This window comes from Rhizobium sp. BK379, from assembly GCF_014193955.1.
GTDB lineage: Bacteria > Pseudomonadota > Alphaproteobacteria > Rhizobiales > Rhizobiaceae > Rhizobium.
In genome coordinates, this window is sequence record NZ_JACIAD010000001.1 from 2,000,796 (window position 1) to 2,022,953 (window position 22,158).

Consider the following 22,158-nt stretch of genomic DNA (forward strand, 5'->3'; position numbering starts at 1 on the left):
TTCCGAAGTTCGGGGCGACTGGCCTTACTGGCTTGTCGAGAGGTCTCCGAGCGCCGTCCATTCCTTGATTGCCGTGTTGAAGGCATCTCCGCCTGTGGCGCCCTTCTGCATGGTCAAAAGCGCACGGCGGCCGTTGCGATAGGTGATCGGAATGTCGATCCAGTCGCGTGTGGCAAGCAGGTCCAGGTTGGCCTTGCGCGCATCCGGATAGTCATTCAGCGCGATCATGTGGAAATCGTCGGTGATCTTGGCCGGCACTGCGATCAATGGATCACCCCGATCCTGCTCCGTACGCTTCATCGAGATGCGCTGAACGCTGTCGATGCTTCCGCCTTCGAAATTCGGGGGAACGGAGAAGACGATCTCGACAAGATGGCTTGCGGGCAGCGAAGGGTCGGAATTGCGCTTGAAGGTCACAAGCGCCGAAAGATTGCGCTCCGGCACGGTGACGTTGCCCTGCACTGTCGCTTCCTGGCGGCCATCCTGTCCTGCTTCATGCTGCACGGTCCAGACGACCGACCCCTGGATCGCCGTCGGCGAACTTTCACCGATCCGCTCCTCATAGAGGAACATCTTTTCCGTAGCGCCGATCGGCGTGTTCTGCGCAGCAGGTGCGGCTGCGGGACCATTCGGCGTCAGGTTTTCCGCAGGCGCAGCATCGGACTGGACGCTCGGCGAGCTGGTATCGGCTGCGGCGACGTTCTGCTCGGCAACCGACTTGCCTTCCGCCGTCGGCGTTCCCGGTACTGCTGCCGGACCGTTGTCGACTTCGGTACCATCGGCGAGCAGCCGCTGGGTGAACTTGCTATTGGCAGCCGAACCGTCCAGCGAGGCAACCTCCTGGTTGGGTCGCGCCGGCGGTGTTGTAGCACTGTGATCTGGCGACTGGGTCGTGGCCGGCGCGCTGTTTTGCTGCGCCGGAGGTGTCGTCGCCGGCGTTGCCGTATCATCACGCGCCGCCTGTGACGGTGCGGAGCTGACGAGACCATCGACCATTTCCATCACCGCCTGGCGGTTCATCCAGCCGGCATAGGCGCCGCCGCCAAGGATGCCCAGCGTCACAAGGATGGCCAGGATCGTGCCGATGCCGAAGCGGCGGCGCTTGGGCTCCATGCGGAAGCTCTTGCCCTGCAGCTTGGAAGCGACGATCTGGTCCAGATCCATCGGCGGATTGCTGTCATCGTCATCGGCGGCAGCATTGCGGCGGTCGTAACCACGCAGCGCACGCGCCTCGCGCCAGTCTTCGCTCGGCGTCGCGGCCGGTGCGGGAGCTGCAGAAGCGGAACCATTGCCGGCATGCACTTCCGCAAAGATATCGACGTCGTCGAAATGCGCGGAAGCTGGTGTCTTCTTGTCCGTGCCTGCCTCGATCGGCGGCAAGTCGTCGAAAGCGGCAGCTTCCCAGGAGAAGTTTTCCTTGGCTGCCGGCATGACGGCCGGCGAACCGCCATTTCCGAGCGTCGAGATTTCATCAAAAGCGCGTGCCGAAGCATCGGCGGGAACGGCAGGCGTGGTCTCGGCATAGGAATGGAGCTCTTCGCGCGCCCATTCGGTCTCGGCCTCCTGCGGCAAAGGCGCGGGCGTGTCGGCAGCCGGCTCGGACCACATGCGATCGAAATGTGCTGCTGCATCCACCGCAACAGGTTCTTCGCGCGCGTGCTCGATGAAGTCGCTGGTTTGCGCCTGCGATTGCGGCTCGAAATCGGCCATCGGCTCAACGAGCCGATTGGACGCACGATCTAGGCCACGCGGAGCCGGCTGTTGATCGTCCTCGCGCTGCAGCTCCTCTTCCACCTCATGGGTGGTTTCGGCCACCGGCTCGGCAGCAACCTCTTCAGGCCGGCCTTCCGCTGGATAATATTCCTCCGCCGGCTCATGACGGCTCTCGGGCTCGGCATGAATCTCTGCCTGCTCCGGGGCACGCCATTCTTCTGCAGGCGCTTCTTCCTCATGAGGCGGATGCCATTCAGCATGCTCGGGCACCACCTCCTCGGAAGGAGCGGCCGCCTGAGCGACCTCTTCCGGCTCGGCAGGCTGCTCGCTGACGGTATCTTCTACGCCCTGCTGCTCATCGCTCTCGTAGACAGGTGTCTCGGCAACGGGAGCCGCCTCTGCGACAGGCTCATGCTCTGCCGCAGGCTCTTCGTGGATTTCGGGTTCCAGAGCGGCTGCAATCGGTTCGTCGATCGGCCCCGCTTCTGAATGTTCACCCTCGACTTCGCGGATTGCGGCCTCGAGCTTTTCAAGCTGGCGCTGCAGCATGGCTTCCGGCGGACGCGGCTTCATGTTCTCGAGCTGCCGCTGCACCGCGCCGCGCGCACGCTCGTAGACCTTCACCCGCATCTCGGGGGTATTTTCAGACAGGCCGTCGACCGCCCGCCGAATAACTGCAATAAAATCCGCCATCAGTACTTTCTCAAGAAGTCCGGCATACTCCCGAACGGTCGCCTTAAGTGACCCGCGACATTAATCCTCAAACGGATCGGTCACAAGTATGGTGTCGTCACGCTCGGGGCTGGTGGAAAGGAGTGCGACCGGCGCTCCGATCAGCTCTTCGACCTGGCGAACATACTTGATCGCCTGCGCCGGCAGATCCGCCCAGCTGCGAGCGCCGACCGTCGATTCCTTCCAGCCTTCCAGCGTGACGTAGATTGGCTCGACACGAGCCTGAGCCGCCTGGCTTGCCGGAAGATGGTCGATCTGTTCGCCGTCGAGCATGTAGCCGACGCAAATCTTCAGTTCATCAAGGCCATCGAGCACGTCGAGCTTGGTGAGTGCGATGCCGCTGATGCCGTTGGTGGCGACCGACTGGCGCACGAGTGCAGCGTCGAACCAGCCGCAACGGCGCTTGCGGCCCGTCACCGTGCCGAATTCATGGCCCTTCTCGCCGAGGAACTGACCGATCTCGTCCGTCAGTTCGGTCGGGAACGGACCTTCGCCGACGCGCGTCGTATAGGCCTTGGTGATGCCGAGGATGTAGCCGAGCGAACCCGGACCCATGCCCGAACCGGCAGCGGCCTGACCGGCCACCGTGTTGGACGATGTCACGAAGGGATAGGTGCCGTGATCGATATCGAGCAGGCTGCCCTGCGCCCCTTCGAAGAGGATACGAGCGCCCTTGCGGCGCTCTCTGTCGAGGAACAACCAGACCGTATCCCGGAAAGGCAGCACGCGGTCGGCGATCGAGGTCAGTTCGTCCATGATCGTCTGATGGCTGACCTCGGCAACGCCGAGACCGCGGCGAAGTGCGTTGTGGTGCGTCAGAATGCGGTCGACCTTGCCAGGCAGGGCTTCGAGGTCCGCAAGATCCATGACGCGGATAGCGCGGCGGCCGACCTTGTCTTCATAGGCCGGGCCGATGCCGCGGCGGGTCGTGCCGATCTTGGTACCGCTGTTGGAGGCGGCATCTTCGCGATAGGCATCAAGCTCGCGGTGCAAGGAAAGGATGAGGGTGGCATTGTCGGCGATGCGCAGGTTCTCGGGCGTGACCTTCACCCCCTGCGCTTCCAGCCGGCCGATCTCGGCGATCAGCGCATGCGGATCGACGACGACACCATTGCCAATGACGGCCATCTTGCCGGGGCGCACGACGCCGGAGGGCAGCAGCGAGAGCTTGTAGCTCGTGCCGTCGATCACGAGCGTATGTCCGGCATTATGTCCGCCCTGATAGCGCACAACGATGTCAGCACGTTCCGAAAGCCAATCGACAATCTTGCCCTTGCCTTCGTCACCCCACTGCGAACCGACCACGACCACGTTCGTCATCAAACTCTTCCTGTTATCGGCGGAGAACCGCACACCTGCTCAAACCCGCGCATCTATAAAGCTTTGTTTTTGGGAAAGCGACCCTGTTATCACCGCAGATTCGGCTTTTTACGTGACAAATCAGCCGCCGGCAGGCTAAGCCCGCTCACAAAGGCCCGCCAGCGACGACAAAGACGGAAAGAGCACCCTTGCAAGCAACAGCCTATATCTGCCTCGTCATTGCAACTCTCTGCTGGGGCGGCAATGCGGTCGCGGGCAAGCTGGCGCTCGGCCACGTCAGCCCGATGATGCTGACCTTCCTGCGCTGGTTCCTGGCTGTCGTGCTGATCGGCGCCATTTCACTGCCGCAGTTGCGGAAGGACTGGCCGGTGGTGCGCAAGAACCTGCCTCTCCTCTTCTTCTACGGCGTGATCGGCTACACGACCTTCAATGCCATGCTCTATTCGGCCGTGCAGTACACGACGGCAATCAACGTTGCGATCGAGCAGGCCGGCATTCCGATGCTGATCTTCCTGTTGAATTTCGTCTTTTTCCGCACCGGCGTTTCGCTGGCACAGGTCGTCGGCTTCGGCATGACGCTTATCGGCGTGGCGCTGACGGCAGCGCATGGCGATCTCGAAACTCTGCTGCAGCTTAGTCTGAACCGCGGCGATGGCTTGATGCTGATCGCCGTCGCCGCCTATGCCGTCTATACGATTTTCCTGAGATGGAAGCCTGTCGTTGACTGGCGCACACTGATGGCGGTCCCGGCTCTCGGCGCGGCGCTGACCGCATTGCCTCTCCTTTTGTGGGAGACTTCACGCGGCACCGTCCAGTGGCCAGATGGTGAGGGCTGGGCGATCGCCGTCTACACTGCAATCTTCGCCTCGCTGCTCGCGCAGATACTTTATATCAGGGGTGTCGAGGAAATAGGCGCCAATCGCGCCGGCCTGTTCATCAATCTGGTCCCGGTTTTCGGCACGCTGCTCTCCGTCGCCCTGCTCGGCGAAACGCTGCAGCTTTTCCACATGATTGCGCTGGTACTGACGCTCGGCGGCATCGCCATCGCCGAAAAGGGCCGCCCGAAAACGGCCGCGCCCACCGTACCGGCTTCGCCTGTCGACTAACCGAGCTCTAGCGTCGTCACACCATAGACATTCTTCAGCTGGATTCCCGGCGCCGGGCCGCGATACATGCGCGCGGTTTCCATGACGGGTTCGAGCCCCACGCTTTCGGCTAGCGCAATCGCCTCGGAATTGACGGCGGGGATATCGATATAGATCGACGCACCATGTGCCTGGGGAATGAGGCCTGCCAGAAGGGCGGCGGCGCTATCCGTATCATTGGCAAAAAGCGGACCGATCTTGTAGCCCTCGTAACAGCGGCGGATCGTGCCGTAACCGCGGATCTTGCCGCTCTTGCGCACGACGACCGAGGCGCGCCCCTTTCGCGCCGTGCACCAGGCGGCAAGGAAAGCCGCACGGGGCTGCGGGAAAATGCCGCTGTCGTAGCGCAGCAGGCCTTCGAGCCGTGCGTCCGGTACCGGCTGCGCGACGAGTGACGAATCCGGCACCGATGTCGGGACGCCGCCATAACGAATCGTGTTGTAGGCGACCTCGAAACCGGCCTTGCGATAGGCTGCCTGCTGGGCCGCAACGCCATCGAGGCCAATCGTACGGTCTTCGGCCGAAGCGATGCCGGCGTTCCAGATCGCCTTGCCGAAGCCCCGGCCGCGGAAATCGGGATGCACGATGTAGAGACCGAGGAAGGCGAAATTGTCGCCATATTTGACGACCGAGATGGAGCCGACCGGCACCTCACCGATGGCGCCCACGAAAAATCCGGAGGGATCAGCCTCGTGGAATGCGATCGCATCGTCGAGGCCGGGATTCCAGCCCTCCTGACGTGCCCATTCCAGCGCAAGCTCCAGTTCGCCGGGCCGCATGGAACGAACGGCAAATTCCGAATTCATGCAACCTTCCCAGATTGAAACCCGCAAGTCCATTCCGTCATGCGCCAAGCAACCGTCAAGTCGATTGTCCCTGCGCTCAGACCGGTCATGATGAACTCACGTTCACGGCTTGAACGATGCGTGTCGTCGTTTTGAAATGCAATGCAAAAGAACTTCGATCTCGCCTTACCATGAAACAATGTAATTGCAATCTCAAGAAAATTACTGCACCCGCAGGATCCTTCCGGCGGGTGCAGACCAAATGACGCCAGGATCCGGCTTTCAGGCCTTAGCGCAGAAACGGACCCAGCGCTTCAGCAGTGCCGATGGTCTGGGCAGCGTGGTTGAGAACGCTGTCGAAAACGAAGCCGACGACGATGGTCAACTGCTGTGAATAGGCCTTGAGCTGATAGCCCTCGCCTTCGACCTGTGCCGGCGCGCTGAGGGCAAAAGGCATGTTCGGGCGGACGAAACCGGCACTCGTCGTCAACGGCTCCTCCGGCAGGTGGCCGATGGCTGAAGTGTACATCAGATCACGGCCGAAACCGCCCGGGCCAAAGGCGAAAGCCGGCTGGCCTGCAGCCGATATCGTGATTGCGAGCGTTGCGGCAAGAAGAAGTCTGCTCATCTCAAGTCCCCGTTTCCAGCCGGCCGGCAATTTCTGCCTGGCCGCAGCGCCGGTCGCATCTGTCCATGCCCGGCCGCTTTCATGAGGGTCACTCTACATGCCAGTATTTGCAGGCTTTTTAAGCAGATCCGTACAATTTTATTGAAACGCGACTTTTTAGACTGCGCCTGTTCGGGCAGGAAACAATCTTTACCATACGCCTTGACGGTATCTTCGCATCCTTACTTTTAAGGTGCCTCAAAACGAAACAGGGGCAAAAACGATGCACGAAGTTCCAGTCAAATCCAGGATTATCCAGAACGTCTATTTCAGCCAGGAAGACGGGCGACTGCGCATCTGCTTCCGCAACGGCGAAGAGCGTCTCTTCGAAGGCGTGCCGGCCGCCGATGTGAGCACCATGGTGAAGGCGCCTTCGCCGGGCCAGTATTATATTGACCGGATCAGAACGCGGTATCGCCGTATCGCAGCCTGACAGGCTTCGATCGCTCCACCGGAGCGGCCTTAAATCGATTGTGTCACGCTCCGGTCGAGATCGATTGCCACATCAGCGCGAGCCTTATAAATGATGACTTCCATTGTCCGAGGTCTCGCGAACTGACGATGCCATCGTCCGATCAGAACATGAAACTGGCGCCGCAGCCGAAAAAGGGCCGCGCCGTCATGTGGCTGCTGATTGTTCTATCCCTTTCCATTGTTGGCGCAACGGTGCTGCTGTCGAACGACATGCGGCACCTGAAATCGCTGGCCCACTATTTCGGCATAGAGCTTTTCCCGCCCGCGCCACCTCCGCCTCCCCCGCCACCCAAGGTCTTCCGCCGTACCGAACCGGTCAGCATCAAGATCGCACCGCGCATGTTCGATCTGCCACAGCCGGCACTTGCGAGTGTTTTCCTGCGCACCTGGCGGATTTCCGGCCCGGCCATGTGCGAAGCGCTGCGCTCGGCCGGTATCGAAACCAGCGAATGGAAGGAAACAGCCTTCAATTCCGACACGTTCGAATGCTCCCACGAACAGATTTTCAAGAAAGATAAGGATCACATCGTCAGCTCGCTTTTTCTTGTCGTTCGGGGCAACGGCAATGGCGCGATATCGAGCATGCGCGTGAAACTGGTCGGCCCGGCGACCAACAGCGACGGGCAGCTCGATGCGGGAACGATGCGCATCTTTGAGACCATGCTGACGCAGCCGGCCTGGCTCGATTTTCATGATACGCTGGCGGCGATCCGCAATCTTAAGGATGTGAAGGAGGAAGGCTTCGGCGCGCTCATCAACTTCACCCAGGAATTTTCGCGGCCAGGCGCCTTCAACTTCACGCTCCTGCTTCAGGAGACCTCCCCCCAACAGCGCCGCACGAAGGATTACTTCTCCCCCAAGACCTGGCTGCCCGCGCCCGATCCCTCATGGCAGGTGCCGGAACTCATTTTCTGGCGACGCGCGTAATTACCTTACGCTGGCAACGAAGTGCGACCGGGGCGTGCCATTGAGCAGACCGGCGAGATCCTGGCCGTCCCGTCGGCAACTCACCATGAACAGTTTCGGCGCCAGCGCCTTGCGGCTGCATTCGATGAAGCTGCGGCGCAAGGCAGTCCGCAGCAGGCCTGCCGCGTTCTGGCCGCAGGCAAGGCGCCGACCCTGCAGATCTGCACATAGCGCCCGCGGAGCGACCCGCGTGACGCCGGCAATGACGAAAGTATCGCCCTTCAAGGAGAAGGTTGCATTGTCGATGACCTTCAGGGACGGACCGGCAGAAAACTTGAATGGATAGCGATCGGGCTCGCGTTCATAGGGCTGATGGCTCGGGTCGATATGAACCGGCACGGAAGTCCAGATCGCTCCACTTTCCGCATCCATCCGCGGCGTCGCATCGACAGGAGAAGCAACCAGATGGGAGGAGAAAGCCATTGCGCCGACAACGGCCGCGAGCACACCGCAGACACGGCCGAAAAGAATGAGCAGCTCTGCAATCACCCGCAACGAAATCACCATGGTTGAAGCTGGATGGAACGTTTTTGAACGCGCGTTGGCGGATGATTGTTCCGTTGTGGGGCGTGCTTCATTTTCATAGCGATCGCGCCCTAATTTGGCGCGTCAAACTTCAGACGCATTTAACTCAAAATAGGTGCGGCTCAGCTCTTTCGATCCTTGACTTGAATCGACCAGAGATTAGCTTTGACGCTGTCTTGAACCGCTCGTCGGATCCAGCAGCCACCTCTCTCGCGCGAAATACATCGGGGAGTACCGCATGGAAACTAGACTGCAGTCCAAACTCATTGAGGCAATCGATTACAAGCGCGAGACTCGACACCTCACGCTCTACCTGACCAACGGCCAACGCCGCCATTACGAAGATGTCCCCGAAGGCATCGTCGTCGGACTGACAGCAGCAGCTTCTCCTGGCGACTTCTACATGAGCCAGATCCGGGGCCGCTTCCGCACCACCTGAAAAATACGGCACGCACCCAAGGCGTGCCGTGTCGGCGTCCCCGGAAGCAAACTGAAGAGCCCGCCAACCGGACCGTTCAAACCGAAATCGGCCTTATCTTGCATTCATCGACTGAGTTTCAGAGCCCGATTTCAGCGGGCCACGCTTCGCGATTTGCCGTCGTGGCCGGTTGACGCGAGAAGGCGCCCCGTATCGGCGGCGCTGGAAGGGTAGCCGAGCGCAAAACCCTGCAAACTGTCGCAGCCGAGCCATGACAGCGTTACGGCATGGGCCTCAGTCTCCACACCTTCGGCAATCACTTCCACATCGAGAGCCTTGGCGATCTCGACGATCGATCCGATCACCCGCCTCTGCTCAGCCGATTCCACCACATCGGTCACGAGCTGGCGGTCGATCTTCAGCCGCTTCGGCTTCAGCCGCACGAGACCGATGAGCGAGGCATGGCCGGAGCCGAAGTCATCGATCTCGATATCGATGCCCATCTCCTTGATGAGGTCGATATTGGCGAGGAATTTCTCATCGCAATCGTCGAGGAAGATCGTCTCCACCAGTTCGAAGACAATGGCGCCGGGCGGAATGGCCAGCCCGCGCAGCTTCTCCAGCAGGGCAGGATCGGCAAGACGTCCGGGTGAGATGTTCACCGCGATGTGCGGCACATGGTAGCCCATGGCCTGCCAGGCGGCGCGATCTTCAAGCGCGCGCTGCAGGACCGCGGCATCGATATCAGCCGAAAGCCCGTATTCATCCGCAATGCGCAGGAAGACGCCCGGCGCAAGCACGCCCTTTTCCGGATGGTCCCAGCGCGCCAGCGCTTCCAGCCCGGTGATCTCGCGGGTGCGCGCATCGAGCTGAACCTGGTAGTAAGGAATGACCTCTCCCTTTTCCAGGGCTTGGGCAAGCCCCTCAGCAAGGCGTCGCTTGCCGCGCAGGTCGTCCTGAAGCTGCCGGCTGAAGAATTCGATGCGATTGCGGCCGAGCTTTTTTGCCTGGTAGAGCGCCAGATCGGACTCTGCAAGCAGGTTGCGCGCCCGCCTGTCGCTGCTCCAGGACACGCCGATCGATGCACCGGACTGCAGCATTTCCTTCCCGAAGCGAATTTTCTTCCGCAACCGCTGCTGCACATCCTCGACTATCGCCGTGAGCTCCTCCAGCCCGGCGAAATTCATCAGGACAATAACGAATTCGTCTCCACCGACGCGCGCAGCCATGCCGTTGGCGGGAATGGCGGCAGCAATTCTGAGCGATGCCGATCGCAACACTGCGTCACCCGCCGTGTGGCCGTGGCTGTCATTGATCTGTTTGAACTGGTCGAGATCGAGATGCAGGACGGCAAGCGTGGATATGCTCTTGTCCCCGGGCAATTCGGCAAGTCGCTTGTCCAGCAGGCGTCGGTTCGGCATGCCCGTCAGGTAGTCATGATCGGCGACGTGCTCGATGCGCGCATTGCTTTCCTCGAGCGCCAGCGCTCGCGCCTCGGCCACCATCTTCTGCTTGCCGAGTTCGGCATTGAGCAGAACGTCGGCCGTTACGTCCCATTCGGCACCGATGAAGGATGGCATGCCTTCCTCATCGACGTAGAAATGTGCACGCGATCTGATGTGCCTGATCTCGCCACTCGGCAGAATGATACGAAACTGAGAATTGTAGGCACCGCGAGTAGCAATCGCTTTTTCGAAATCCCGCTCGGCCCGTTCCCTGTCGTCAGGATGTATGGCGTTCGCCCAGATAAGGGTCGGCGCTTCTCGATCTGTCTGACCGGTGCCGTAGAGACGATGCATCTGTGCATCCCAGAGAATAGCATCCTTATTGATGCTGTGTTCCCACACACCAATTTGCGAAGCATCAAGCGCCAGCTCCAGTCGCCGAAGAAGATCCTGGAACTCTCGCTCTGATCGCGTTGGTTTATTCTCGGGCAATTGGTTTCAGCCTTCGAAGCCTGCACAAACTTATAATATAGTCCCAAGCCCCCATTAATGAAGCCTTTTCGTAAGTACCGAACTAGTTACTAGGTGAACTGTTCGTTACGACTGCCTTCTTTTCGACCAATATTGTTTTGCCCGGAACCCCCGCTCAATCAGTGATTGTGCCGCGGTGGATTCTTGGCAATCTGCCGGAAGTCAGCCGCCCCTTCGATGACCGCACCATCAGAAAGTTGCGTCACCGTATTGCGGTAAATGCGCTGCCATGGCGTTGCATCGGCCGGCACCGGCGGAATTCCATCGCCCTTGCGCCGCTCGATTTCAGCCTCGTCGACCAGCATATCGCAACGCCCCTGATTGAAATCGATGCGAATGATGTCGCCGGTCCTTAGCCATGCAAGCCCGCCGCCCGCCGCACTCTCCGGCGAGGCATTGAGGATTGAAGGGCTGTCCGAAGTGCCGGACTGGCGCCCGTCGCCGATCGTCGGCAAGCTCTTGATGCCGCGTTTGAGGATATGATCCGGCGGCTGCATATTGACCACCTCGGCAGAACCCGGCCAGCCGAGTGGACCGGCGCCGCGGATGGCGAGGATCGTGTTCTCGTCGATGCCGAGTTCCGGATCGTTGATGCGCTTGTGATAGTCCTCAGAACCGTCGAAGACGACCGCCTTGCCTTCGAACACGCCTTCGCGGCCGGGCTCCTGCAGGTAACGCTTGCGGAAATCCTCTGACACGACGCTCATCTTCATGATGGCGAAATCGAAGAGATTGCCCTTGAGTACGAGGAAGCCCGCACGCTCCTTCAGAGGCTCGTCGTAGGACTTGATGACATCGCGATCGCGCGATTCACGGCCCTTCAGGTTGTCCGCCATGGTCTTGCCGGTGACCGTGCGACAGTCACCGTCGAGCTTGCCGGCCTGCAGCAATTCCCACATGACGGCAGGCGTGCCGCCGGCACGGTGGAATTTCTCGCCTAGATAGGCGCCTGCAGGCTGCACATTCGCCAATAGCGGAATGTCGAAACCATGCACCTGCCAATCCTCGGGATACAGCTCCACACCTGCATGCTTTGCCATGGCGGCAAGATGCGGCTGGGCGTTTGTCGAGCCGCCGATCGCCGAATTGGTCTTGATGGCGTTGAGGAAGGCTTCACGTGTCAGGATATCCGACGGCTTCAGATCTTCGAACACGATCTCGACGGCGCGGCGGCCGGTGCGATATGCCATCTGGCCGCGCTCGCGATAGGCAGCCGGAATATTGCCGCAGCCTGTCAGCGACAGGCCAAGCGCCTCGGCCAGCGCATTCATGGTCGAGGCCGTGCCCATCGTGTTGCAATGCCCGACGGAGGGGGCCGAATCGAGCGCCGTCTGCAGGAATTCCTCTTCGTCGATCTCGCCTGCTGCGAGCTTCCGGCGCGACTGCCAGATGGCCATGCCCGAGCCTGCGAGTTTTCCTTCGTGCCAGCCGTCGAGCATAGGTCCGCCCGAGAGAACGATCGCCGGAATATCGACTGTCGAAGCCGCCATGATCGCAGAAGGCGTGGTCTTGTCACAGCCTGTCGTCAGCACGACGCCGTCGAGCGGATAGCCGTAAAGAATTTCGACAAGGCCAAGATAGGCGAGATTGCGATCAAGTGCTGCCGTCGGCCGCTTGCAATTCTCGAAGATCGGGTGCGTCGGAAATTCGATCGGAATGCCGCCTGCATCGCGGATGCCATCGCGCACGCGCTTTGCGAGCTCGATATGGACGCGATTGCACGGTGTCAGATCGCTGCCGCTCTGGGCAATGCCGATGATCGGCTTGCCGGACCGCAGCTCTTCCGGCGTCACCCCGTAATTCATGAAGCGCTCCAGATAGAGCGCCGTCATGTCGATATGATCGGGATTATCGAACCAGTCCTGTGAACGCAGGCGGCGCTTTTCGGTCTTTCTGTCTGTCATTTCTTTCCTCCCTGTGAGGCATTCCTGTCTTCGAGATGGAGCAGCAAGGCGCTGTGATCCATCTCGCCGTTGCCTTTGGCAACAAATTCGGTGAACTCGGCGTGAACCGCTTCCGTCAACGGCAATGTCAGAGACAACGCCTTTGCCGTCGCCATGACGGCATCGAGGTCCTTCAACTGGTTGGCCGAAGAGCCTCCTGGTGCGAACTGCCGCTCAATCATGCGTTTGCCGTGGATGTCCAGAATGCGGCTGTCTGCAAAGCCTCCGCGCACGGCGTCCCGGAAGGCGGCCGGCGAACCTCCGCCCGCCTCGATCAGCATCATCGCCTCCGCAACGGCACCGATGGTCACGGCCACGATCTGCTGATTGGCGAGCTTGGCAAGCTGCCCGGCGCCAGCTGGCCCGACATGGGTGACGCGGCCCATCGGCGCGAAGATATCGGTGAGTTCGGCGATGACGGACGCATCCCCTCCCGCCATGATGGCAAGTGTTCCGGCCGCAGCGCCGACCACGCCGCCGGAGACCGGGGCGTCGATATGGCCGATTCCGCGTTCGGCCAGCTTCCCGGCATGCTCGCGTGCAAATGACGGGGCGATGGAACTCATGTCGATGATAACGGCGCCCGGTCGCATAACATCGACGGCGCCCATGTCGAACAACACCTGTCCGACGACCTGGGCGTTGGTCAACATGCAGATGACGATGTTGGCTGTAGCAGCAGCCTGCGAGGGGGTGGCCGCGATCACGGCGCCGTCGCCGGAGAGCGCCTCGGCCTTGGTACGATCACGGTTCCAGACGGTGACGGAAAAACCGGCGCCAAGCAGCCGCCGTACCATCGGCGCACCCATAAGCCCCGTACCGAGGAAAGCGATCTTCCGCTTTCCACTGTCTTCCGATGCGTGTGTCACCCAGCCTTCCCGAACTGTTGCCTGCCCTTGATACCCCCCTCACCTCAGCATGCAACCGTTTTGATGAACGTAACGCATTTTTGTCGCATCCCTCAAAACGAAACGGGCGAGGACCAAAGTCCCCGCCCGATTTACCCGACAAAGGAGAGATTATTCCGCAGCGACCCGGATGTGGTCTTCCTCATCCTGCGGATGATTGTCGTTGTGCTGGATGAGAGGACGGTTGCCCGTCATCCGGCGCAGGAGCACGTAGAATACCGGCGTCATGAAGATGCCGAAGAAGGTCACGCCGATCATGCCCGAGAAGACCGCGACACCCATGGCCGCGCGCATCTCGGCACCGGCGCCCGTCGAGGTGACGAGCGGCACGACACCCATGATGAAGGCCATTGAGGTCATCAGGATCGGGCGCAGCCGCAAGCGGCTTGCCTCGATTGCGGCTTCACGCGGCGTCCTGCCTTCAAACTCCAGTTCGCGGGCAAATTCCACGATCAGGATCGCGTTCTTGGCCGATAGACCGACAAGGACGACGAGGCCGATCTGCGTGAAGATGTTGTTGTCTCCACCGGTGAGCCAGACGCCGGTCAAGGCGGCGAGAACACCCATCGGCACGATCATGATGATCGCAAGCGGTAGCGTCAGGCTTTCATACTGGGCAGCCAGCACCAGGAAGACGAGCAGCAGCGCCAACGGGAAGACGACGACGCTGGAATTACCGGCAAGGATCTGCTGGTAGGTCAGGTCCGTCCACTCGAAGTCGATACCCGCAGGCAGGGTCTCGTGCAGGATCTTCTCGATCGCCGCCTGGGCCTGGCCGGAGGAGAAGCCCGGAGCCGGACCGCCGTTGATATCGGCAGCGAGGAAGCCGTTGTAACGGTTCGCACGCTCAGGACCGGTACTTGCATCCACCTTCAGCAGGGCTGCAAGCGGGATCATCTGGCCCGATGCCGAGCGAACCTTCAACTGGCCGATATCTTCCGGCTGGGCGCGGAACTTGGCATCGGCCTGCACACGGACGCTGTAGGTGCGGCCGAAGGCATTGAAGTCGTTCACATAGAGCGAGCCGAGATAGATCTGCAGCGTCTGGAAGACATCGGTGACGGAGACTCCGAGCTGTTCGGCCTTGGCGCGGTCGAGGTCAGCATAGAGCTGCGGCACGTTGATCTGGAAGCTGGAGAACAGGCCGGCAAGTTCAGGCGTCTGATAGGCCTTGGCAAGAACTGCCTTGGTTGCTTCGTCGAGCGCCTGGTTGCCCAGACCCGCGCGATCCTCGATCTGCAGCTTGAAACCGCCCGTCGTGCCGAGGCCGTTGACCGGCGGCGGCGGGAACATGGCGATGAAGGCATCCTGGATGGCGCCGAACTTCTGGTTCAGAGCCATGGCGATCGCCCCGCCCGAGAGGTCAGGCGTCTTGCGCTCATCGAAATCCTTCAACGTCACGAATACGATGCCGGCATTCGAAGAGTTGGTGAAACCGTTGATCGACAGTCCCGGGAAGGCGATGGCGTTGGCGACGCCCGGCTGCTTCAAGGCGATGTCCGTCATGCGCTTGATGACGTCTTCCGTACGGTCGAGACTTGCGGCATCCGGCAACTGGGCAAAGCCGATCAGATACTGCTTGTCCTGCGACGGCACGAAACCGCCGGGAACCGTATTGAAGATGCTGTAGGTCGCACCGACGAGCGCAAGATAGATCACCATAACGATGCTCTTGCGCGAGACGAGACCGCCGACACCCTTGCCGTAGGCATTCGAGCCGGCACCGAAGGCGCGGTTGAAGCCACGGAAGAACCAGCCGAAGATCGCGTCCATGAAACGCGTCAGCCAGTCCTTCGGCGCATGGTGACCCTTCAGGAGAAGAGCAGCCAGAGCCGGAGACAGCGTCAGCGAATTGAAGGCAGAAATAACGGTCGAGATCGCAATCGTCAGCGCGAACTGGCGGTAGAACTGACCCGACAGACCGGAGATGAAGGCGAGCGGCACGAAGACCGCGACAAGCACCAGCGCGATCGCGATGATCGGACCGGATACTTCCTTCATGGCCTTGTAGGTCGCCTGACGCGGACTGAGCCCGGCCTCGATGTTGCGCTCGACGTTTTCGACGACCACGATCGCGTCGTCGACGACGATACCGATCGCCAGCACCAGGCCGAAGAGGCTGAGCGCGTTGATCGAGAAGCCGAACATGTACATGACCGCGAATGTACCGATGATCGATACCGGAACGGCAATCAGCGGAATGATCGAGGCACGCCATGTCTGCAGGAAAAGGATGACGACGAGAACGACGAGCGCGATGGCTTCGAGCAGCGTGTCGATAACCTTCTCGATCGAGGCGCGCACGAACTTCGTCGTATCGTAGACGATCTCGTACTTCACGCCCGTCGGCATGGCGAGCTGCAGTTCGTCCATGGTGGCGCGAACATTATCGGCGATCTCGATCGCATTCGAACCCGGCGCTTGGAGAACGGCAACAGCCACAGCAGGCTTGCCGTCGAGCAGCGAGCGCAACGTATAGTCGGCAGCACCAAGTTCGATGCGGGCAACATCGCGCAGACGGGTGATCTCGCCATTGGCGCCTGTCTTGACGATGATATTGCCGAATTCCTCAGGCGTGCGCAGGCGACCCTGTGCATTCACGTTGAGCTGCAGGTCGACGCCCTTCTGGCTCGGCGAAGCGCCGATGATGCCGGCAGCGGCCTGGACGTTCTGCGAGCTGATCGCATTGCTGATGTCGCTTGCGGCAAGATTGTGCTCGGCAGCCTTCTGCGGATCGATCCACACGCGCATCGAATAGTCGCCGGCGCCGAAAACCTGCACCTGGCCGACACCGGCGATGCGGGCCAGACGGTCCTTGACGTTCAGTGTCGCGTAATTGCGCAGATAGGTGATGTCATGGCTGTCCCCATCGGAGACGAGGTTGACGACCATGATGAAGTCAGGCGAGCTCTTGACCGTGGTGATGCCGAGCGCACGAACTTCCGCAGGCAGGCGCGGTTCGGCCTGCGACACGCGGTTCTGCACGAGCTGCTGTGCCTTGTCCGCATCGGTGCCGAGCTTGAAGGTGACCGTGACGTTCAAGGCGCCGTCAGACGTCGCCTGGCTGGACATGTAGAGCATGCCCTCGACGCCATTGATCTGTTCTTCAAGCGGCGTGGCCACCGTTTCGGCAATAACGGACGGGTTTGCGCCGGGATAGGTGGCATGCACGACGATCGACGGCGGCACGACCTCGGGATATTCGGAGATCGGCAGCGCCCGAAGGCCAATAAGGCCGGCGACGACGATGAGGACCGAAAGAACACCGGCAAAGACCGGACGGTCGATAAAGAATCTGGATATGTTCATTTTGACGCCCTCTCCGGGGTGAACATGGATGCAAAGTCCCTCGCCGGTGGCTTGAAGGCACACCGGCAGGTCATGTTATCTAGGGAAACGGCCGCCTCCCCGAGGGAAGGAGGCTCAGATCTTACTGAGCGGTCGCGACCTTCTCTTCCATCTGGGGCGCTACGACGGCGCCCGGACGGATGCGCTGCAGTCCGTTGACGACAATCTTGTCGCCGACATTCAAACCGCCTTCGATCACGCGCTGACCATCGAACAGCGAGCCGAGCTGAATCTGCCGGTAGTTGACCTTGTTCTGGTCGTCGACGACGAAGACGAACTTCTTGTCCTGGTCGGTGCCGATGGCACGATCACTGATGACGATCTTGTTTTCGGCCTTCGGCTGGCCCATGCGCACCCGCACAAACTGGCCGGGGATCAGCTTGCCGCCCGGATTGTCGAAGACAGCCCGCACTGCAATCGTGCCGCTGGCCGCGTCCACCTCATTATCGACGAGTTGTAGCTTGCCCTTGATCGGCGTTCCTTCATCGGCAAGCGTACCGATTTCGACCGGGATCTGCTCGACAGCCGGCAGCGCCGCGTCGGTTGCCGGAAGCTCCGAAAGCGCCTTGGTGACCATCTCTTCGCTTGCATTGAAGCTCGCATAGATCGGTTCGACCGAGACGAGCGTCGTCAGCTCGGGCGATGCTGAACCGGCCGCAACAATGTTGCCGACCGTCACCTCGATCTTGCCGATACGGCCGGAAACCGGCGCCTTGACCTGCGTGTAATCGAGATCCAGCTGCGCGGATTGAAGGGCTGCCTGTGCCGAACGCAGGCTCGCCTGGGCTTCAGCCAGCGTGCTCTGGCGCTGGTCGAGATCGCTCTGCGAGATCGTCCGGTTGTCCGAAAGACGGCGGCCGCGGTCGAGTTCCGTCTGCGCCAGGCTTACCTTGGCTTCCGCCGAAGCGACCTGGCCTTGCGCCTGGGAGACGGCCGCCTGATAGGGAGCCGGGTCGATGGCAAACAGTAGATCACCCTGCTTGACCAAGGCACCTTCACGGAAATGCACGGACTGGATGGCGCCTCCGACACGGGGGCGAATCTGCACGCGGTCGATAGCCTCGAGACGACCGGAGAAATTCTCCCAGTTCGTCACGTCGCGGCTGGCGACGACAGCAACCGTCACCGGCACAGCGGGAGGCTGCGCAGGTTCAGAGGCGGCCGTGGCGGTTGCGCTCATCGGCAGTTCGAAAAAGATGGCAGCGGCCGAAATGGACGCAGCAACACCCAGACCGGCGCCCACCAGGGCCCAGCGTTTACTTCTGGACGTCATTGGTACTCTCCTTGCGGCCGAACGGCCGTAAAAATCAGTTCGTTTTCAATGCAATTGTGGCTGAACGCTCACGTCCTGAAGAAAATCTCCAAAGTGGCGGCTGACGTTGCCCTGCCACGTGGAAGTCCCCTCAGATTTTCCGCCGTAAATGGATGGCCAACCTGTCCCGGCGGGGAGAACATGCTGGCGCACGGCAACGCCTGCCTTCTTCAGGCGAGCGGCGTAACCGATAGTCTCGTCGTGCAGCGGATCATCCTCCGCCGTAAAAATCAGAGCTGGCGCAACACCTGATATCCGTGAGCACAGGCAGGGCGCAGCATAGGGATGGCAGCCGCCGCCGCTCAGGTAATGGCTCCAGCCTTCCGTCCAGCGCTGGCGCATGCCGATCTTGTCCGCCTTGCGAATGGAGGATGTTCCCATGAAGGGATCGAGAAGAGGAGAAAGTAGGATCTGGCCGTCGAGCGCATCCGGCATCTGGTCACGCGCCTTCAGCGCAACACCGGCAGCGACGTTACCACCCGCCTCTTCGCCGGCAACGAAAAGCAGCGACTTGCGGTCGCCGAGACCGGCTTTCTTGAGTGCGAGATAGGAAAAGATCGAGAAGGAAACTTCGAGCGCCTTCGGAAAAACATTGCCCGAAAGCGTGCTGTAATCGGCAGAAACGACGATCGCGCCGGCTTTTGCGAGGCTGCTTGCAATCGGGCGATCGGCATTCGGGTCCTTGTCGAGAAACGCCCCGCCGTGCAGATAAAGCACGATCGGCGGACCCTTGCCGAAGTCGGCACCCATGTAGACGCGCGCAGAAACGGGGCCAGCGGCCACCTTTTCCAACACCATGTCTTTGATCTCGGGCACCATCGTCACTATCTCTTGCTGCCTACCACACCTCGACAGACAACGCCTGTCTCTTGCATTTTGCACCAAAAAGATATTGTTATTCAAATCGGGGAATAAGAAGCGATATCGCGATAACACTATTCCGAATCCTGAACAATGTTGCAACGCAAACTGCGGAATTGAACCGATGGATCAGCTCTCGGCAATGCGCGTCTTCATCCGCGTGGTGGAGACGGGCAATTTCACCCGCGCCGCCGACATGCTCGCCATGCCCAAGGCGACGGTGACCAATCTCATTCAGGGGCTGGAGGCGCACTTGCGTACCAAGCTCCTCAACCGCACCACCCGCCGCGTCATGGTGACGACAGACGGCGCGCTTTATTACGAACGCGCTGCGCAGATCATTTCCGAGCTCGAGGAGCTGGACGGCAGCCTCTCAAACTCACAAAGCCTGCCGACGGGCAGGCTGCGCGTCGAGATGGCCGGCGCCTTTGCCGATTCCATCCTGGTGCCCGCGCTCTGTGATTTCTACGAGCGTTATCCCGATATCCGCATCGACCTCGGCGTTGGCGATCGTACTGTCGACTATCTCGCCGAAAACGTTGACTGCGCTTTGCGCGCCGGCACGCCGGCCGATCAGTCGCTGATCGCCAGGCGCGTCTCGGAAATCGAAATGATCACCTGCGCCGCACCGCTCTATGTGGAGAAATTCGGCCTGCCGCAGCGGCCGGAAGAGCTTGAAACCGAACACTACTCGGTCAATTACTTCCGCGCTCAGAACAATCGCACGGTGCCTTTCGAATTCCGCAAGGGCAATGAGACCATCGAGGTCAATCCGCGCTATATCGTCTCCGTCAACGACAGCCGCACCTACATGACCGCGGCACTCGCCGGCCTCGGTCTCGCCCAGATCCCGATCTTCATGGCCCGTGAGCCGCTGGCGAAGGGAGAACTGGTGCAGACCCTGACGGAATGGACGCGCGAGTCGCTGCCGCTCTACGTTGTTTATCCCCCGAACCGGCATCTCAGCAACAAGGTCCGAGTCTTCGTCGATTGGCTGGTGAAGCTGCTGGCGGACGCCAAGCTCAACGCTCGCTGACAAACGCCGCCACAAAAGAAAACGGCCCGTGATGGGAGGGATAACCGTCACGAGCCTTAATCTGATGTCTGAAACTGAAGGCCTGTCGCACCGCAGGAAAGGCGCGGCAGGCCCTGGAGTGGAGGTCGGGAGGCCGGCGACGATTTGCCGTCTTCCTCCGTCCAATCTGATATAGGTGCGCTTAGCCGGATAGTAAGAGGCAGCACGAAAGAGGCCGTTCACAACTTTGCGACAGGCGGTTATCTGTTGACAACGGGCTTCAGCAGATCCTCGATGCCGATGCGGCGGAAGAGTTCGGCACGCACGCGGTCGGCAACGCCGTTGACAATTTCCGCACCGTCTTCCGACGGATCGATATGGGTGCGGAACGGGCGCTTGCCAAAGGGCATATTCACCACATCGACGATCGCGGTCGCAACGGAAGCAGCATCCGCGTCGGCAGGTTCAAGCGAGGCAAGGCCCTTCAGCGCCTGGTCCGGCACCCCTTTATAGGGACCGTCATTATATTCTGCAGCTCGAGCCGTATCGGCGGGCGAACCGGAATGGGCGAAGTGGTTCGTGCCCTTGGTGAAGGCACCGGGAACGATGATTGCCGTTTCGATGCCCCAGCGGGTCAGTTCACTGGCATAGGAGACGGCAAGCGAGTCCATGGCGGCTTTGGCGGCGAAATAGGGAGCAAGGTATGGAGGTGTGCCGCCACGAGTGGACGAGGAGGAAACCCAGACGACGAGACCCCTGCCCCGGTTGCGCAGGTGCGGCAGCACAGCGCGGTTCACACGCTGGGTCGACAGCACGTTGATGTCAAAAAGCTCGGCATATTGCTCAGGCGTGAAGGCCTCGGCCGGACCGAAGGACATATGGCCCGCATTGTGGATGATCGTATCGATGTGCCCCTCAGCGGAAACCACCTTGGCAATGCCTGCTTCGACGGAAGCATCGGACGCGACATCCAGTTCGACGGCCTTGAGATCGACACTGTTCTCTTTCGAGAAGGCTTCGACGGCCTCGACCTGCGGCCGGTTACGGCCTTCTGTTTCGCGCATCGAGGCATAGACGGTGTGGCCGGCCTTGGCGAGCGCGCGGGCGGTAAGAGCGCCGAAGCCGCTGGAAGCACCGGTGATGACGATGACTTGCTTGCTCATGATACTGTTCCTTCTATTCGAGTGGGTTGGCTGTTCGAATGGGGTTGATTGAAACAATGCGAGGGAAGAGCGTGGCGGCGCTCTTGCCGCCACGAAATCTGCGTCAGACCATGCCGCCATTGGCACGCAGCACCTGACCGTTGATCCAGGCGCCGTCAGGGCCGGCGAGGAAGGCAACCACACTGGCGATATCCTCAGGCGTGCCGAGGCGTTCGAGCGGGTTTGCCTTTGCAAGGCGATCGATCAGCTCATCGGACTTGCCATTGAGGAAGAGATCGGTGCCCGTTGGGCCAGGAGCGACCGTGTTGACGGTGATCTGGCGGCCGCGCATCTCCTTGGAGAGGATGGCGCCCATGGTCTCGACGGCAGCCTTCGTTGCGGCATAGACGCTATAGGTTTCCGGCTTCAGGCCGACGACCGAACTCGAGAAGTTGATGACCCGGCCACCGTCACGCAGGCGCTTGGCAGCCTCGCGCAGCGTATTGAACGTGCCCTTGAGGTTGACGCTGATCTGGCGGTCGAAACTGGCATCATCGACATCGGCAAGGCGCGACAGAAGCATGATGCCGGCATTGTTGACGAGGACGTCGACACCGCCGAAGGCTGTCTCTGCCGCGTCGAACATGCGGCGCACAGCCTCGGCATCGGCGACATCGCCCTGTGCTGTCAGCGCCTTGCCGCCGGCCTTCTCGATCTTCTGGGCCAGTTCTTCGGCAAGGGCAGCGTTGCCGGCATAGTTGATGACGACGGTAAAGCCGTCCTTGGCGAGACGTTCAGCAATCGAAGCACCGATGCCGCGAGAAGCGCCGGTAACGAGAGCGACCTTGTTTTGATTGGCAGACATTTTCTTCTCCTTTGCTTCGGCGCCGCAGCGCCCTTTCGATGAG

At 60.7% G+C, this 22,158-nt stretch carries 16 protein-coding genes and 2 pseudogenes; 5 read left to right on the forward strand and 13 right to left on the reverse strand.

Going from position 1 to position 22,158, the window contains the following annotated elements; all coding sequences use genetic code 11:
- Nucleotides 1-24: 24 nt before the first annotated feature.
- Both FHT93_RS10225 and FHT93_RS10230 read right to left on the reverse strand, forming a co-directional pair.
- A complete protein-coding gene (locus FHT93_RS10225) occupies nucleotides 25-2,406 on the reverse strand; it encodes a hypothetical protein (protein WP_183847332.1) in 2,382 nt (793 codons plus the stop codon).
- A gap of 60 nt (nucleotides 2,407-2,466) precedes the next feature.
- Nucleotides 2,467-3,765 carry an adenylosuccinate synthase gene (locus FHT93_RS10230; protein WP_112543974.1) on the reverse strand — a complete coding sequence of 433 codons (1,299 nt, stop codon included), beginning with the start codon at nucleotides 3,763-3,765 and terminating at the stop codon, nucleotides 2,467-2,469.
- Nucleotides 3,766-3,953: 188 nt separating this feature from the next.
- Between FHT93_RS10230 and FHT93_RS10235 the strand changes: the two genes are divergently transcribed.
- The gene (locus FHT93_RS10235) at nucleotides 3,954-4,871 is read left to right on the forward strand and encodes a DMT family transporter (protein WP_183847335.1); all 918 of its coding nucleotides are present in this window, start codon (nucleotides 3,954-3,956) and stop codon (nucleotides 4,869-4,871) included.
- Here the strand turns inward: FHT93_RS10235 and FHT93_RS10240 are convergent.
- Both FHT93_RS10240 and FHT93_RS10245 read right to left on the reverse strand, forming a co-directional pair.
- Nucleotides 4,868-5,716: a GNAT family N-acetyltransferase gene (locus FHT93_RS10240; RefSeq protein ID WP_183847337.1), complete on the reverse strand. Its 849-nt coding sequence runs from the start codon at nucleotides 5,714-5,716 to the stop codon at nucleotides 4,868-4,870. The two genes, FHT93_RS10235 and FHT93_RS10240, sit on opposite strands and share 4 nt — an antisense overlap.
- Nucleotides 5,717-5,984: 268 nt before the next feature.
- Nucleotides 5,985-6,323, reverse strand: coding sequence for a hypothetical protein (locus FHT93_RS10245; RefSeq protein WP_183847338.1), 339 nt, complete (start codon nucleotides 6,321-6,323; stop codon nucleotides 5,985-5,987).
- Between the two features lie 262 nt (nucleotides 6,324-6,585).
- Between FHT93_RS10245 and FHT93_RS10250 the strand changes: the two genes are divergently transcribed.
- Complete coding sequence (locus tag FHT93_RS10250; RefSeq protein ID WP_007815154.1) at nucleotides 6,586-6,795, forward strand: KTSC domain-containing protein; 210 nt, start codon at nucleotides 6,586-6,588, stop codon at nucleotides 6,793-6,795.
- Nucleotides 6,796-6,923: 128 nt separating this feature from the next.
- Entirely contained in the window at nucleotides 6,924-7,763 is an 840-nt protein-coding gene (locus FHT93_RS10255; protein ID WP_183847340.1) for a DUF6030 family protein, read from the forward strand.
- Here FHT93_RS10255 and FHT93_RS10260 read toward each other — a convergent pair whose 3' ends face one another.
- Complete coding sequence (locus tag FHT93_RS10260) at nucleotides 7,764-8,297, reverse strand: hypothetical protein (protein WP_162733329.1); 534 nt, start codon at nucleotides 8,295-8,297, stop codon at nucleotides 7,764-7,766.
- A gap of 268 nt (nucleotides 8,298-8,565) precedes the next feature.
- Here FHT93_RS10260 and FHT93_RS10265 point away from each other — a divergent pair, with 268 nt between their 5' ends.
- Complete coding sequence (locus FHT93_RS10265) at nucleotides 8,566-8,766, forward strand: KTSC domain-containing protein (protein WP_051942244.1); 201 nt, start codon at nucleotides 8,566-8,568, stop codon at nucleotides 8,764-8,766.
- Between the two features lie 131 nt (nucleotides 8,767-8,897).
- On the opposite strand, the pseudogene FHT93_RS10270 reads toward FHT93_RS10265, so the two are convergent.
- From FHT93_RS10270 to FHT93_RS10295, 6 genes and pseudogenes are all read right to left on the reverse strand, one after another.
- Nucleotides 8,898-10,708 (reverse strand): annotated as a pseudogene (locus FHT93_RS10270) (EAL domain-containing protein).
- A 132-nt stretch (nucleotides 10,709-10,840) separates the two neighbouring features.
- The gene (locus FHT93_RS10275) at nucleotides 10,841-12,625 is read right to left on the reverse strand and encodes an IlvD/Edd family dehydratase (protein ID WP_113014922.1); all 1,785 of its coding nucleotides are present in this window, start codon (nucleotides 12,623-12,625) and stop codon (nucleotides 10,841-10,843) included.
- Nucleotides 12,622-13,548: pseudogene (locus FHT93_RS10280) on the reverse strand (NAD(P)-dependent oxidoreductase); the annotation flags it as partial. The pseudogene FHT93_RS10280 and the gene FHT93_RS10275, both read right to left, overlap by 4 nt.
- Before the next feature lie 135 nt (nucleotides 13,549-13,683).
- On the reverse strand, nucleotides 13,684-16,881 hold the full coding sequence (locus FHT93_RS10285; protein WP_113014920.1) for an efflux RND transporter permease subunit: 3,198 nt from the start codon (nucleotides 16,879-16,881) through the stop codon (nucleotides 13,684-13,686).
- A 121-nt stretch (nucleotides 16,882-17,002) separates the two neighbouring features.
- Entirely contained in the window at nucleotides 17,003-18,193 is a 1,191-nt protein-coding gene (locus tag FHT93_RS10290; RefSeq protein WP_112543964.1) for an efflux RND transporter periplasmic adaptor subunit, read from the reverse strand.
- A 45-nt stretch (nucleotides 18,194-18,238) separates the two neighbouring features.
- The gene (locus tag FHT93_RS10295; RefSeq protein WP_112543963.1) at nucleotides 18,239-19,051 is read right to left on the reverse strand and encodes an alpha/beta hydrolase; all 813 of its coding nucleotides are present in this window, start codon (nucleotides 19,049-19,051) and stop codon (nucleotides 18,239-18,241) included.
- Between the two features lie 166 nt (nucleotides 19,052-19,217).
- Between FHT93_RS10295 and FHT93_RS10300 the strand changes: the two genes are divergently transcribed.
- Nucleotides 19,218-20,129, forward strand: a complete 912-nt coding sequence (locus tag FHT93_RS10300; protein WP_112543962.1) for a LysR family transcriptional regulator — start codon at nucleotides 19,218-19,220, stop codon at nucleotides 20,127-20,129.
- 239 nt (nucleotides 20,130-20,368) lie between these two features.
- On the opposite strand, the gene FHT93_RS10305 is transcribed toward FHT93_RS10300, so the two are convergent.
- Both FHT93_RS10305 and FHT93_RS10310 read right to left on the reverse strand, forming a co-directional pair.
- Nucleotides 20,369-21,271, reverse strand: a complete 903-nt coding sequence (locus tag FHT93_RS10305) for an SDR family oxidoreductase (RefSeq protein WP_183847347.1) — start codon at nucleotides 21,269-21,271, stop codon at nucleotides 20,369-20,371.
- A 103-nt stretch (nucleotides 21,272-21,374) separates the two neighbouring features.
- Nucleotides 21,375-22,115 (reverse strand): SDR family oxidoreductase, encoded by a 741-nt coding sequence (locus FHT93_RS10310; RefSeq protein ID WP_113116726.1) that lies wholly within the window; start codon nucleotides 22,113-22,115, stop codon nucleotides 21,375-21,377.
- Between the last annotated feature and the right edge of the window lie 43 nt (nucleotides 22,116-22,158).

Bases quoted from the DNA above. Each gene is read 5' to 3' on its own strand.
- FHT93_RS10225 (WP_183847332.1), bottom strand. From the start codon at position 2,406: ATGGCGGATTTTATTGCAGTTATTCGGCGGGCGGTCGACGGCCTGTCT.
- FHT93_RS10230 (WP_112543974.1), bottom strand. From the start codon at position 3,765: ATGACGAACGTGGTCGTGGTCGGTTCGCAGTGGGGTGACGAAGGCAAG.
- FHT93_RS10240 (WP_183847337.1), bottom strand. From the start codon at position 5,716: ATGAATTCGGAATTTGCCGTTCGTTCCATGCGGCCCGGCGAACTGGAG.
- FHT93_RS10245 (WP_183847338.1), bottom strand. From the start codon at position 6,323: ATGAGCAGACTTCTTCTTGCCGCAACGCTCGCAATCACGATATCGGCT.
- FHT93_RS10250 (WP_007815154.1), top strand. From the start codon at position 6,586: ATGCACGAAGTTCCAGTCAAATCCAGGATTATCCAGAACGTCTATTTC.
- FHT93_RS10255 (WP_183847340.1), top strand. From the start codon at position 6,924: ATGCCATCGTCCGATCAGAACATGAAACTGGCGCCGCAGCCGAAAAAG.
- FHT93_RS10265 (WP_051942244.1), top strand. From the start codon at position 8,566: ATGGAAACTAGACTGCAGTCCAAACTCATTGAGGCAATCGATTACAAG.
- FHT93_RS10275 (WP_113014922.1), bottom strand. From the start codon at position 12,625: ATGACAGACAGAAAGACCGAAAAGCGCCGCCTGCGTTCACAGGACTGG.
- FHT93_RS10285 (WP_113014920.1), bottom strand. From the start codon at position 16,881: ATGAACATATCCAGATTCTTTATCGACCGTCCGGTCTTTGCCGGTGTT.
- FHT93_RS10290 (WP_112543964.1), bottom strand. From the start codon at position 18,193: ATGACGTCCAGAAGTAAACGCTGGGCCCTGGTGGGCGCCGGTCTGGGT.
- FHT93_RS10295 (WP_112543963.1), bottom strand. From the start codon at position 19,051: ATGGTGCCCGAGATCAAAGACATGGTGTTGGAAAAGGTGGCCGCTGGC.
- FHT93_RS10300 (WP_112543962.1), top strand. From the start codon at position 19,218: ATGGATCAGCTCTCGGCAATGCGCGTCTTCATCCGCGTGGTGGAGACG.
- FHT93_RS10305 (WP_183847347.1), bottom strand. From the start codon at position 21,271: ATGAGCAAGCAAGTCATCGTCATCACCGGTGCTTCCAGCGGCTTCGGC.
- FHT93_RS10310 (WP_113116726.1), bottom strand. From the start codon at position 22,115: ATGTCTGCCAATCAAAACAAGGTCGCTCTCGTTACCGGCGCTTCTCGC.